This is a genomic window from Streptomyces sp. NRRL S-495, assembly GCF_000966955.1.
Lineage (GTDB): Bacteria > Actinomycetota > Actinomycetes > Streptomycetales > Streptomycetaceae > Kitasatospora > Kitasatospora purpeofusca.
In genome coordinates this window covers 1-12,427 of the sequence record NZ_JZWY01000016.1, presented here as the reverse complement: position 1 = coordinate 12,427, position 12,427 = coordinate 1, and the positions used below count along the sequence as shown (strand labels likewise).

General features: G+C 72.4%; 12 protein-coding genes. 9 read left to right on the top strand and 3 right to left on the bottom strand.

Annotated elements, in window-relative coordinates; genetic code table 11:
* The coding region (locus tag VR45_RS01180) for a polysaccharide deacetylase family protein (RefSeq protein ID WP_045937792.1) at positions 1–730 on the top strand (730 nt) is incomplete at its 5' end.
* Here the strand turns inward: VR45_RS01180 and VR45_RS01175 are convergent.
* Positions 706–1,914 (bottom strand): methyltransferase domain-containing protein, encoded by a 1,209-nt coding sequence (locus VR45_RS01175; protein WP_045937791.1) that lies wholly within the window; start codon positions 1,912–1,914, stop codon positions 706–708. The genes VR45_RS01180 and VR45_RS01175 overlap by 25 nt on opposite strands.
* A 267-nt stretch (positions 1,915–2,181) precedes the next feature.
* Between VR45_RS01175 and groES the strand changes: the two genes are divergently transcribed.
* The 3 genes from groES (at position 2,182) to VR45_RS01160 (ending at position 5,404) form a co-directional block, all read left to right on the top strand.
* The gene (gene groES, locus VR45_RS01170) at positions 2,182–2,487 is read left to right on the top strand and encodes a co-chaperone GroES (RefSeq protein ID WP_014136232.1); all 306 of its coding nucleotides are present in this window, start codon (positions 2,182–2,184) and stop codon (positions 2,485–2,487) included.
* Positions 2,488–2,600: 113 nt separating this feature from the next.
* A complete protein-coding gene (gene groL, locus VR45_RS01165; protein ID WP_045937790.1) occupies positions 2,601–4,229 on the top strand; it encodes a chaperonin GroEL in 1,629 nt (542 codons plus the stop codon).
* A 170-nt stretch (positions 4,230–4,399) separates the two neighbouring features.
* Positions 4,400–5,404: a LysR family transcriptional regulator gene (locus VR45_RS01160; protein WP_045937789.1), complete on the top strand. Its 1,005-nt coding sequence runs from the start codon at positions 4,400–4,402 to the stop codon at positions 5,402–5,404.
* A gap of 179 nt (positions 5,405–5,583) precedes the next feature.
* Here the strand turns inward: VR45_RS01160 and VR45_RS01155 are convergent, their stop codons facing one another.
* A complete protein-coding gene (locus VR45_RS01155; protein ID WP_030393337.1) occupies positions 5,584–5,910 on the bottom strand; it encodes a WhiB family transcriptional regulator in 327 nt (108 codons plus the stop codon).
* Between the two features lie 570 nt (positions 5,911–6,480).
* Here VR45_RS01155 and VR45_RS01150 point away from each other — a divergent pair.
* The 4 genes from VR45_RS01150 to VR45_RS01135 all read left to right on the top strand — a co-directional run bounded on the left by VR45_RS01150 (position 6,481) and on the right by VR45_RS01135 (position 11,180).
* Positions 6,481–7,092 (top strand): response regulator transcription factor, encoded by a 612-nt coding sequence (locus VR45_RS01150; protein ID WP_014136228.1) that lies wholly within the window; start codon positions 6,481–6,483, stop codon positions 7,090–7,092.
* 317 nt (positions 7,093–7,409) lie between these two features.
* Positions 7,410–8,078 carry an RNA polymerase sigma factor ShbA gene (gene shbA / locus VR45_RS01145; RefSeq protein WP_078896129.1) on the top strand — a complete coding sequence of 223 codons (669 nt, stop codon included), beginning with the start codon at positions 7,410–7,412 and terminating at the stop codon, positions 8,076–8,078.
* A gap of 274 nt (positions 8,079–8,352) precedes the next feature.
* Positions 8,353–9,858: an IMP dehydrogenase gene (gene guaB / locus VR45_RS01140; protein ID WP_045937788.1), complete on the top strand. Its 1,506-nt coding sequence runs from the start codon at positions 8,353–8,355 to the stop codon at positions 9,856–9,858.
* Positions 9,859–10,052: 194 nt separating this feature from the next.
* The gene (locus VR45_RS01135) at positions 10,053–11,180 is read left to right on the top strand and encodes a GuaB3 family IMP dehydrogenase-related protein (RefSeq protein WP_045937787.1); all 1,128 of its coding nucleotides are present in this window, start codon (positions 10,053–10,055) and stop codon (positions 11,178–11,180) included.
* A gap of 75 nt (positions 11,181–11,255) precedes the next feature.
* Here the strand turns inward: VR45_RS01135 and VR45_RS01130 are convergent, their stop codons facing one another.
* Complete coding sequence (locus tag VR45_RS01130) at positions 11,256–11,879, bottom strand: hypothetical protein (RefSeq protein ID WP_045937786.1); 624 nt, start codon at positions 11,877–11,879, stop codon at positions 11,256–11,258.
* Positions 11,880–12,133: 254 nt separating this feature from the next.
* On the opposite strand from VR45_RS01130, the gene VR45_RS50415 reads away from it, so the two are divergent.
* On the top strand, positions 12,134–12,427 hold a 294-nt coding region (locus VR45_RS50415; protein WP_045937785.1), incomplete at its 3' end, for a protein kinase.

The following is a 12,427-nucleotide window of genomic DNA, read 5'->3' as shown; positions in this document are numbered from 1 at the left end:
GACCGGGGGCGGCCCGGCTGCCGGGGACGCCGCCGCGTGGGCGAAGTGGCAGCTCACGCCGCTGCCGCCGGCGCCGCCCGCACCCGCCGACAAGCCGGTGAAGCTCGCGCGGACCGGGCCCGTCCCGGTGTTCAGCGAGGTGAAGACCTCCGACAAGGTCGTCTTCGTCACCATCGACGACGGTGCCGAGAAGGACCCGAAGTTCGTCGAGATGCTGACCGACCTCAAGGTGCCGGTGTCGATGTTCCTGACCCGCGACATCGTCAAGGACGACTACGGCTACTTCAAGCGCCTCCAGGCGCTCGGCAACCACGTCCACAATCACACCGTGGACCACGCCCAAATGAGCAAGGTGCCGCCGGAGAAGCAGAAGTCCGAGATCTGCGACGCCCAGGCCGCGCTCACCCAGCAGTACGGCACCCCGCCGCTGCTGTTCCGGCCGCCGTACGGGGACGGCGCCAACACGCCGGCGCTCAACACCTCGGTGCAGCAGTGCGGGCCGAGGGCGGTGGTGCTGTGGCGCGAGTCGATGCAGATCCACGACATGCAGTACCAGGCCGCGGACAAGAAGCTGCGGCCCGGCGACATCGTGCTCGCCCACTTCCGGGGCCCGAAGGACCTCAAGGGCGAGACGATGACGCAGATGTTCGGCGAGCTGCTGGCCCGGATCCAGGAGCAGGGCTTCGCGGTGGCCCGGCTGGAGGACTACATCGAGGCTCCGGCCGCCTGAACGGCCGCGGCCGGTCCGGTGACGGGGTGGCCGAGCATCATCAGCGGGCCGTTGTCGGTGCGGCTGAGCACCACCGTGACGGCGTTCGGACCGGCGGGCCGCAGCTGCCGGCGCAGCTCCTCCGGGGTGATCGCCATCCCGCGCTTCTTGATCACCACCGTGCCGACCTTCCGCTCGCGCAGCAGCGCCTTGAGCTTCTTGATGTGGAACGGCATCACGTCGGTCAGCTCGAAGGCGTGCGCGTACGGGGTGTCGACCAGCTCGTCGGAGGTCAGGTAGGCGATCTTCGGATCGATCAGCCGCCCGTTCACCAGCCCGGCCACCTCGGCGACCAGATGGGCGCGGATCACGGCGCCGTCCGGCTCGTACAGGTAGCGGCCGACCGGTCCGGCCGGGGGGTCGGGCAGGTCGCCGCCGGTGAGGCCGGCCCGCTGCGGCAGCAGGGTGGCGCGGTGCGGGTGCCCGGCCCGGGTGCCGAACCAGAGCACCGCCTCCTTGACGTCGCCGTGGTCCGAGACCCACTCGGCCTCGGCGTCGGCCGGCACGGCCTCGTGCGGGATGCCGGGCGCCACCTTGAGCGCGCCGACGGGGGCCCGCCGGCCGGCCTCGATCGCCCAGGACAGCGGCGGGGCGTACGCCTCGGGGTCGAAGACCCGGCCGCGCGCGGTGCGCCGGGCGGGGTCGGTGAACACCGCGTCGTAGCCGGTGACGTCGACCTCGGCGACGTCCGCGCAGCGCACCTCGACCAGGTCGGCCAGGCCCAGGGCGGCCGCGTTGGCGGCGAGGGCGGCACAGGCCGCCGGGTCCCGGTCGACGGCGAGCACCTCGATCCCGGCCCGGGCCAGCGCCAGGACGTCGCCGCCGATGCCGCAGCAGAGGTCGGCCAGCCGCTTCACCCCGAGCCCGGCGAACCGTTCGGCCCGCCACTCGGCGACCTCGCGCCGGGTGGACTGCTCGACGCCGTTGGGCGTGAAGTACATGAGATCGGCGTCGGCGCCGAACTTGGCCCGGGCCCGCTGCCGCAGCCGGGCCTGCCCGAAGGCGGCCGACACCAGTTCGGCGGGGTGCTCCTTGCGCAGCCGGGTGGCGAGTGCCAGCTCCTCCTCGGGCGCGAACTCGCGCAGTTCGGCGAGCAGGGCCTGGCCCCGCTCGGTCAGCAGGGCCCGCAGGTCGTCGTTCTCCACCCGCTCATTCTCCCCGGTCACGGGCGGGCCCGGGGCGCCGGCCCCGCGGGCGGGAGCGCGCGGTCACGGGTGCCTCCGACGGGACCGGCCCGCGTGGCGTTGGCACTCTGGTTGACTGAGTGCTAACGGCGGCCTATGGTCGTCACTAGCACTCACCACCGGGGGAGTGCTAACGCGACAATGCGTGTCTGACCCCCGCGACGGCAGATCCGTGAGTTCGCCCCTACCCGTTAGAAAACCCCGTAATCTCCGAAGGGGAGCTCGGACGTGACCACCAGCAGCAAGGTTGCCATCAAGCCGCTCGAGGACCGCATTGTGGTCCAGCCGCTCGACGCCGAGACCACCACGGCCTCCGGCCTGGTTATCCCGGACACCGCCAAGGAGAAGCCCCAGGAGGGCGTCGTCCTGGCTGTCGGCCCGGGCCGCTTCGAGGACGGCCAGCGTCTGCCGCTCGACGTCGCCGTGGGTGACATCGTCCTGTACTCGAAGTACGGCGGCACCGAGGTGAAGTACCAGGGCGAGGAGTACCTGGTGCTCTCCGCGCGCGACGTTCTCGCCATCATCGAGAAGTAAAAGCGTTCAGCCACGCCCCGGATCCGTGTCCCTAGTGACAGGGGCCGGGGCGTGGCTGTTGGTTCACGTAGTCGAGCGGCCCGCGACGGCCGCACCCCGAAGGAATAGGGAACATGCCGAAGATCCTGCAGTTCGACGAGGACGCCCGCCGCTCGCTCGAGCGCGGTGTCAACAAGCTGGCCGACACCGTCAAGGTGACCATCGGCCCCAAGGGCCGCAACGTCGTCATCGACAAGAAGTTCGGCGCCCCGACCATCACCAACGACGGTGTCACCATCGCCCGTGAGGTCGAGCTCGACGACCCGTACGAGAACCTTGGCGCGCAGCTCGTCAAGGAGGTCGCCACCAAGACCAACGACGTCGCGGGTGACGGCACCACCACCGCCACCGTGCTGGCCCAGGCCCTGGTCAACGAGGGTCTGCGCAACGTCGCCGCGGGTGCCGGCCCGGCCGCCCTGAAGAAGGGCATCGACAAGGCCGTCGCCGCCGTCTCCGAGCACCTGCTGTCGGTCGCCCGCGAGATCGAGGGCAAGGACGACGTCGCCGCCGTCGCGAGCCTCTCCGCCCAGGACACCCAGGTCGGCGAGCTGATCGCCGAGGCGATCGACAAGGTCGGCAAGGACGGTGTCATCACCGTCGAGGAGTCGAACACCTTCGGCGTGGAGCTGGACTTCACCGAGGGCATGCAGTTCGACAAGGGCTACCTGTCGCCGTACTTCGTCACCGACGCGGAGCGTCAGGAAGCGGTCCTCGAGGACCCGTACATCCTGATCAACCAGGGCAAGATCTCCTCCATCCAGGAGCTGCTGCCGCTGCTGGAGAAGATCCTCCAGGGCGGCACCTCCCGCCCGCTGCTGATCATCGCCGAGGACGTCGACGGTGAGGCGCTGTCCACCCTCGTGGTGAACAAGATCCGCGGCACCTTCAACGCGGTGGCCGTCAAGGCCCCGGGCTTCGGCGACCGCCGCAAGGCGATCCTCGGCGACCTGGCCGTCCTCACCGGCGGCACCGTGATCTCCGAGGAGGTCGGCCTCAAGCTCGACCAGGCCGGTCTGGACGTGCTGGGCTCCGCCCGCCGCGTGACCGTCACCAAGGACGAGACGATCGTCGTCGACGGTGCCGGTGACTCCGAGGCCGTGACCGGCCGCGTCGCCCAGATCAAGGGCGAGATCGCCAACACCGACTCGGACTGGGACCGCGAGAAGCTGCAGGAGCGCCTGGCCAAGCTGGCCGGCGGCGTCTGCGTCATCCGTGTCGGTGCCGCCACCGAGGTGGAGCTGAAGGAGCGCAAGCACCGCCTCGAGGACGCCATCTCGGCGACCCGTGCCGCGGTCGAGGAGGGCATCGTCGCCGGTGGTGGCGCCTCCCTGGTCCACGCCGCCAAGGTGCTGGACGGCGGCCTGGGCCTGTCGGGCGACGAGGCCACCGGTGTCGCGGTCGTCCGCAAGGCGCTGCACGAGCCGCTGCGCTGGATCGCCCAGAACGCCGGCCTGGAGGGCTACGTCATCACCTCCAAGGTCGCCGAGCTGGAGCCGGGTCAGGGCTTCAACGCCGCCACCGGCGAGTACGGCGACCTGGTGAAGGCCGGCGTCATCGACCCGGTCAAGGTCACCCGCTCCGCCCTGGAGAACGCCGCCTCGATCGCCTCCCTGCTTCTCACCACCGAGACCCTCGTGGTGGAGAAGAAGGAGGAGGAGGCCGACGCCGGTCACGGCCACGGCGGTCACGGCCACTCGCACTGAGGCCCGACGCACTGACCGGAGGCCCGGTCCGCGCCCCGCTGGGGGTGGCGGGCCGGGCCTCCGGCGTTGCGGCACCGGCCGGGCCCGGGCGAGGCCGCAACGGTGTGTTCCATCCTTCAACTATCAGTTGAATTTTGCTAGTTGCAAAGAATGCCTTATATCTTGGAGGCATGATCGAGGCCCGCCATCTGCGCGTCCTGCGTGCCGTCGCCCGCACCGGCTCCTTCTCCGCCGCCGCTCGTGAGCTGGGTTGCACCCAGCCCGCGATCAGCCAGCAGATGAAGGCCCTGGAGAAGTCCGTGGACACCCCGCTGGTGGTCCGTTCGGGCCGCGGGATGCAGCTCAGCGAGGCCGGACGGGTGCTGCTCAAGCATGCCACCGGAATCCTCGCCGGACTCTCCGCTGCCGAGGAGGAGGTGGCGGCGATCGCCGGCCTGCGGGCCGGACGGGTCCGCCTGGTGTCCTTCCCGACCGCCAGCTCGACCCTGGTGCCGCCGGCCGTCGCCCGGCTGCGGGGCACCCATCCGGGGGTCCGCGTGTCGCTGGTCGAGGCGGAGCCGCCGGAGTCGCTGGCGATGCTGCGCGGCGGCGAGTGCGAGGTCGCGCTCGCCTTCCGCTATCCGCAGGCCCCCGGTTCCGTCCTCGCGACCGCGTCGGTGCCCGCGCACAGCACGCCGCGGGAGGCGCGCGCCGAGGCCAATCTGGAGGCCCAGCAGCTGAGCGCCGGCGCCGACTGGTCCGACCTGGTGGCCACCCCGCTGCTGGACGACCCGCTGGTCGGCCTGCTGCCCGCCGGGCACCGGCTGGCCGGGCGCGGCGGGCCGGTGGAGCTGGCCGAGCTGGCGGAGGAGCAGTGGATCGCCGGCTGCCCGCAGTGCCGGGGCCACCTGGTGGAGCTGTGCGCGGGGGCCGGCTTCGAGCCGCGGATCGACTTCGCCACCGACGACTACCCGGCGGTGGTCGGGCTGGTGGCGGCCGGGCTCGGGGTGGCGGTGCTGCCCGGACTGGCACTGGAGTCGGTGCGCCCGGACGGGGTGGCGACGGTGGCGGTGCACGCCGCCTCGGGGGCGCCGGCGGTACGGCAGGTGGTCGCGCTGACCCTGCCGGACCTCGCCGAGGTGCCGGCGGTGGCGCTGATGCTGGAGCGGCTGTCCGGGGCGGCCGCCGGCCGCTGACACCGCCGCCCCGCCCGGCCGCCGGAGGAGCGGGCCGCCGGGCGGGACCGGGCCGGCGGGGCCGGATTCCGGACGGAGGTCACCCGGAGGGGGTCGGAAGGGCCGCAGGGGGGTCGGTGGAGGCCGGGGGAGATCGCCGGTGGAGAAACGTTTCTCCTGGCCGGCGCGGAACCGGCCGCCTACTGCTGCGACACGCCCGGAGCGACCAGCGGCACTTCCACCAGACGGTGGCGCGAGCGGCCCATCAGCTCCTCGCGCTCGTCCTCGGTGAGACCTCCCCAGACGCCGTACGGCTCGCGGACCGCCAGGGCGTGCGCGGCGCACTCGGTGCGGACCGGGCAGCGGGTGCAGACCTCCTTGGCACTGGCTTCGCGTGAACTGCGGGCGGCGCCGCGTTCTCCCTCGGGGTGGAAGAAGAGGGAGCTGTCCACGCCGCGGCAGGCTGCGGAGAGCTGCCAGTCCCAGAGATCCGCGTTGGGGCCGGGGAGGCGGGAGAAATCTGCCATGGCTCATTCCCTTCAGAGGTCGTCGACCGCGGGCCGGTCACCAGCGGGTCGCGCTGGAGTCGGCTCGGCGGGGCGTCCGGCGCGGTGTGGACACCTGGAAATATGACTTACGGCAACTCCATGGACAAGTCACCCACAGAGTGGCACAACAGTCAATGACCATACAAAAGCTCTAAAAACGGGCAAAGTGGGCATGACTGTCGAGCTGACAGTCGCCCGGCGCAAGCGTGGCAATCGGGTGGCCGACCGGCGCGCGGAGCCCCGCGCGGGTGTGCGGGTTGTACGCCGACCGCGCGCGAGCTGGGCAAAAGTGCGGCGTGTGCACCGCGATGCGGCTGATCGGTAACGGGTCGGCCACGTACAGTGGTGGAGATGGCCCTGAAGGCCGTAACTCATTCGAGTGACGGTCGTTGGAAGTGCGGAGGCGGTTAGCGGACGCCGGACGTCGGGAACGATCGCGGGGAACCTGGGCGATCAGCACGGAGTCTGACGCCGGTGGGCCGTGTCGGAGAGGTTCGTACCAGCCAGGAGGCTCAACGTGACGCGGATCAGCTGCGGAGGACGACAGTCATGACTTCCGTTCTCGTTTGCGACGATTCCCCGCTCGCCCGCGAGGCGCTTCGCCGCGCGGTCGCGACCGTACCCGGTGTCGATCGGGTCACCACCGCGACGAACGGGGAGGAGGTCCTCCGCCGCTGGGTGGCCGACCGCTCCGATCTCGTCCTGATGGACGTCCGGATGCCCGGCCTCGGCGGGGTGGAGACGGTCCGGCGGCTGCTGTCCGCCGACCCCGGTGCCCGGATCATCATGCTCACCGTCGCCGAGGACCTCGACGGTGTCGCGCTCGCGGTCGCCGCGGGTGCGCGCGGTTACCTGCACAAGGACGCCTCGCGCGCCGAACTGCGGGCCACCGTGACCCAGGCCCTCGCCGACCCGACCTGGCGGCTCGCCCCCCGGCGGCTGCGCAGCCCCGACATGGGGGCCGCGCCGACCCTGACGGCACGTGAGATCCAGGTGCTGGAGGGCATGAGCCACGGCCGCAGCAACGCCGAGATCGGCCGTGAGCTGTTCCTCTCCGAGGACACCGTCAAGACCCACGCCCGGCGGCTGTTCAAGAAGCTCGGCGCCTCGGACCGCGCGCACGCGGTGGCCCTGGGCTTCCGGTGGGGCCTGGTCCGCTGACCGCCGGCGCCGCCGCCGGTTCCGGCCCGCTGTTCGCGATTGCCCCTGCGGAGGCGTGTGACGTTACGGCCCCGAGGTTGCACCATGGAGGAGTGGAGCACCTCGGGGACCAGCGGACAGGAACTGCGGCGAACCACGCAGCCGCGGGAGACTCGGCGGACGGCGCCGCGGACGGGACCGTCGGCGGCGGTGGGGCGGGAGGCGGTGCGGTGCAGGAGGGGCCGGTGGTGCGTACCGGAGCGGCACCGCATAACGTTCCGGTGCACAACTCCGGACGCGGTGCCGCGTTTTCCCGCGCGACCAGGCACCATGGACCGATGCGTGACGACGTGACGGGGTCTCCCGGCGAGGCGGACCCGGTGGAGGCCGAGCCCTCCGCGCCCGGGCCCGGCCCGGCGTACGCGGATCCGGCCGACGGGCCGGGCGCGCTCGCCGCGCTGGTCGCGGCCGCCGTCCGCGGCGAGGGCCCGGCGATCGACGCCCTGCTCGCCCACGTCCACCCGCTGGCGCTGCGCTACTGCCGCGGCCGGCTGGTCCGGCTGCCCGGCGGTGCCCGGCACCATGTCGACGACATCGCCCAGGAGGTCTGCGTCGCGGTGCTCTGCGCACTGCCCCGCTACCGGGACCTGGGCCGCCCGTTCGAGGCCTTCGTCTACGGGATCGCCGCGCACAAGATCGCCGATCTGCAGCGGGCCGCGATGCGCGGGCCCGGATCGACCGTGGTCCCGCAGGACGACCTGCCGGAGGTGCCGGACGACGCGCTCGGCCCGGAGGAGCGGGCGCTGCTCAGCAGCGACGCCGCGTGGGCCAAGGAGCTGCTCTCCAACCTGCCGGCCCGGCAGCGCGAACTGGTGCTGCTGCGGGTGGCCGCCGGACTCTCGGCGGAGGAGACCGGCGAGGTGCTCGGCATGTCGCCGGGGGCCGTCCGGGTCGCCCAGCACCGGGCCCTCAGCCGCCTCCGCGCCCTGGCGGAGGAGTCCTCCTAGGGGGCTGGTTGCCGCCCTGGGGGCGCGCGGGCGAATCATGGAATGACTCATGGTGGGCCGGTGTTGTCAAGGGCAGCACGAGGAGCCGTTCGCGGTGCCAGTACGATGGGGTATCGGCGTCTGGGCGGGTCGCCAAAGTTCCGACGGTGCGTGTGGGGTTCCCCTGGAGGATCCTCCAATGGACACCCGGCTTTCGGCGGTCCGAGTAGCTGATGACTGCGCCCCCACCCTCGGGCGTGAGCGGATTAGGCCGGCCACGGAAGGTACCCCCGAAATGTCTTACAACGCCGCAGGCGTACCCGAGAAGTTCGCGATGCTCGGGCTCACGTACGACGACGTCCTGCTGCTGCCGGGGGCGTCCGAGGTGCTGCCGAACCAGGTCGACACCTCCTCGCGGGTCTCCCGCAACGTGCGGGTGAACATCCCGCTGCTCTCCGCCGCGATGGACAAGGTCACCGAGGCGCGGATGGCGATCGCGATGGCCCGTCAGGGCGGCGTCGGCGTCCTGCACCGCAACCTGTCGGTCGAGGACCAGGCCAACCAGGTCGACCTGGTGAAGCGCTCCGAGTCCGGCATGGTCACCGACCCGATCACGGTCGGCCCGGACACCACGCTGGGCGAGGCCGACGCGCTGTGCGCGAAGTTCCGCATCTCCGGCGTGCCGATCGCCGACGAGAGCGGCAAGCTGCTCGGCATCGTCACCAACCGCGACATGGCCTTCGAGTCGGACCGCAGCCGCCGGGTCCGCGAGATCATGACCCCGATGCCGCTGATCACCGGCAAGGTCGGGATCTCCGGCGTCGACGCGATGGCGCTGCTCCGCCGCCACAAGATCGAGAAGCTTCCGCTGGTCGACGACGAGGGCCGGATCAAGGGCCTCATCACCGTCAAGGACTTCGTCAAGGCCGAGCAGTACCCGAACGCCGCCAAGGACGCCGAGGGCCGACTGCTGGTCGGCGCCGCCGTCGGCGCCAGCGCCGAGGCCTTCGACCGCGCCCAGGCCCTGGTCCAGGCGGGCGTGGACTTCCTGGTCGTCGACACCTCGCACGGCCACAGCCACAACGCGCTGGCCTGGATCGCGAAGATCAAGTCGGCCGTCGGGGTCGACGTGGTCGGCGGCAACGTCGCCACCCGTGACGGCGCCCAGGCGCTGATCGACGCCGGCGTGGACGGCGTCAAGGTCGGCGTCGGCCCGGGCTCCATCTGCACCACCCGCGTGGTCGCCGGCATCGGCGTCCCGCAGGTCACCGCGATCTACGAGGCGGCCCTGGCCTGTCAGGCGGCCGGCGTGCCGGTCATCGGCGACGGCGGCCTGCAGTACTCCGGCGACATCGGCAAGGCGCTCGCCGCCGGTGCCGACACCGTGATGCTCGGCTCGCTGCTGGCCGGCTGCGAGGAGTCCCCGGGCGAGCTGCTGTTCATCAACGGCAAGCAGTTCAAGTCCTACCGCGGCATGGGCTCGCTGGGCGCCATGCAGACCCGCGGCCAGGCGCGGTCCTTCTCCAAGGACCGCTACTTCCAGGGCGAGGTCACCTCCGACGAGAAGCTGATCGCCGAGGGCATCGAGGGCCAGGTCCCCTACCGCGGCCCGCTGTCCGCGGTGCTGTACCAGCTGGTCGGCGGCCTGCGTCAGACCATGGGCTACGTGGGTGCCGCCACCGTCGCCGAGATGGAGAGCAAGGGCCGGTTCGTCCGGATCACCTCGGCGGGTCTCAAGGAGAGCCACCCGCACGACATCCAGATGACCGTCGAGGCGCCGAACTACACCAGCCGCGGCTGATCACGCGCTGGTCCGGAGGGCCCGTCACCGACCGGTGGCGGGCCCTCCGGGCTGTCCGGGCGCCGGTCCGCAGCCGGTCCGCGGCCGGTCCGGGGGACGGGGCGGCGCCGTGCGGCCCCCGGGGGGTGCGGGATACTGGGGGGCGGCCGGGGTGACCCGGCCGGGCATGAGCAATACCAGCAGAAGGGCTCGAAGTGACTGAGATCGAGATCGGGCGTGGCAAGCGCGGCCGCCGGGCGTACGCCTTCGACGACATCGCCGTCGTCCCCAGTCGCCGTACGCGCGACCCGAAGGAGGTCTCGATCGCCTGGCAGATCGACGCCTACCGTTTCGAGCTGCCGTTCCTGGCCGCGCCCATGGACAGCGTGGTCTCCCCGCAGCAGGCCATCACCATCGGCCGCCTCGGCGGCCTGGGCGTGCTGAACCTCGAGGGCCTGTGGACCCGCTACGAGGACCCGCAGCCGCTGCTCGACGAGATCGCCGCGATCACCGACGAGGCCGCCGCCACCCGCCGTCTGCAGGAGATCTACTCGGAGCCGATCAAGGCCGAGCTGATCAAGCAGCGGATCCAGGAGGTCCGCGACTCGGGTGTGGTCACCGCCGCCGCGCTCTCGCCGCAGCGCACCGCCGAGTTCTCCAAGGCCGTCGTGGACGCCGGGGTCGACGTCTTCGTCATCCGCGGCACCACCGTCTCGGCCGAGCACGTCTCCGGTGCCGCCGAGCCGCTCAACCTGAAGCAGTTCATCTACGAGCTGGACGTCCCGGTCATCGTCGGCGGCTGCGCCACCTACACCGCCGCCCTGCACCTGATGCGCACCGGCGCGGCCGGCGTGCTGGTGGGCTTCGGCGGCGGCGCCGCGCACACCACCCGCAACGTGCTGGGCATCCAGGTGCCGATGGCCACCGCCGTCGCCGACGTGGCCGCCGCCCGCCGCGACTACATGGACGAGTCCGGCGGCCGCTACGTGCACGTCATCGCGGACGGCGGCGTCGGCTACAGCGGCGACATCCCGAAGGCGGTCGCCTGCGGCGCCGACGCGGTGATGATCGGTGCCGCGCTGGCCCGCGCCACCGACGCGCCCGGCAAGGGCTACCACTGGGGCATGGAGGCCGTGCACGAGGAGCTGCCGCGCGGCAAGGTGGTCGACCTCGGCACCGTCGGCAGCACCGAGGAGATCCTCACCGGTCCGTCGCACACCCCGGACGGCACCATGAACCTGTTCGGCGCCCTGCGTCGGGCGATGGCGACCACCGGGTACACCGAGCTCAAGGAGTTCCAGCGGGTCGAGGTGACCGTCAACCCGGCGCTCCACCACCGCTGAGCCGGCCGCTCCCGCCCGAGGCCCCGTCGCACCGCGCGACCGGGGCCTCGCGCCGTTCCGGGCCGGGCGGGCCCGCTACTGGCGGGTGGCGGCCCGGCGGGTCAGCAGGAAGCCGCCGATCACGGCGATGCCGTAGAAGACCAGGTCCAGCGTGCGGCGGTCGGCGCGCCAGAGCGGGAGGGCGTCGCGGAGCAGTTCGCCGTACCCGGTGCCGGCCAGCTGGTGCAGCCGACGGGTCTGCCCGAGCAACTGGCCGAGGAACAGCGCGCCGGAGGCCAGCACGGCGCCCAGCGGCGGCAGCAGCCGGCCGGGGCCGCCGAGCCGGCCGAGCGGCCAGGCCACCGCGGCCGCCGGGGCGATGGCCAGCCAGCCGACGGTGGCCTCGGCGCGGATCGGCGCGCAGCCGAGGGCTGCCGCACCGGCCAGCATCGCGAGGACGGCGATCGCCACCGCCGGGACGGTCCGCCCGCGCCCGCGCCCGCGCCGGCGACGGCGTCCGGGGGCGTTCGGCTCGGGCGTCGCGGCGGCCGCCGGGGCGGGGTCGGCCGGGTCGACGGGGCGGTAACCGGCCACCGGCGCACCGGGCATACCGGGGGCGACGTACCCCTCCGGGGTCTCCGGTTCCGGTGCGACCGAGAAATGCCGGGCCGTGGGCGGCCGGTTCGACTGGCCGTCAGCGCCCGGTGCGGATGCGGTCATGGACGTCCTTTTCCCCCCGGAAAGACGGTGAGCTGCCGAACGGTAGCAGTGGCCGGAGCCGGCCGGACAGAGTTTTCGATCACAGATCGGGCACGGAGCGCCGCCCCGGTCCGGGGCGCGGACCAGGGTGGCCGGGGGCCGGGTGGCCGGGCGCGCGCGGGACAGGGGATGATGGAGGCTTGGGCGTTCGGGCCCGACGCCGGTCCGACGTGCCGTCATCACGACCGCCAGCAGCACATGGGGGAACGTTCCGAATGACCCAGGCGCAGGGTTCCACCGGCCGCCTCCTGGCCGGACGCTACCGGCTGGACGCGGTGCTCGGTCGTGGTGGCATGGGCACAGTGTGGCGCGCCGAGGACGAGATGCTGGGCCGGACGGTCGCGGTCAAGGAACTGCGGATGAACGCCAGCGTGGACGAGGACGAGAAGCACCGGCTGATCGTCCGGACCCTGCGCGAGGCCAAGGCGACGGCGCGGATCCGGCACTCCTCGGCGGTCACCGTCTTCGACGTGGTCGAGGAGGACGACCGGCCGTGGATCGTCATGGAG

What these genes read in the sequence shown, in the direction of transcription:
- groL (WP_045937790.1), top strand. Translation starts at nt 2,601, where the DNA reads ATGCCGAAGATCCTGCAGTTCGACGAGGACGCCCGCCGCTCGCTCGAG.
- VR45_RS01160 (WP_045937789.1), top strand. Translation starts at nt 4,400, where the DNA reads ATGATCGAGGCCCGCCATCTGCGCGTCCTGCGTGCCGTCGCCCGCACC.
- VR45_RS01155 (WP_030393337.1), bottom strand. Translation starts at nt 5,910, where the DNA reads ATGGCAGATTTCTCCCGCCTCCCCGGCCCCAACGCGGATCTCTGGGAC.
- VR45_RS01150 (WP_014136228.1), top strand. Translation starts at nt 6,481, where the DNA reads ATGACTTCCGTTCTCGTTTGCGACGATTCCCCGCTCGCCCGCGAGGCG.
- shbA (WP_078896129.1), top strand. Translation starts at nt 7,410, where the DNA reads ATGCGTGACGACGTGACGGGGTCTCCCGGCGAGGCGGACCCGGTGGAG.
- guaB (WP_045937788.1), top strand. Translation starts at nt 8,353, where the DNA reads ATGTCTTACAACGCCGCAGGCGTACCCGAGAAGTTCGCGATGCTCGGG.
- VR45_RS01130 (WP_045937786.1), bottom strand. Translation starts at nt 11,879, where the DNA reads ATGACCGCATCCGCACCGGGCGCTGACGGCCAGTCGAACCGGCCGCCC.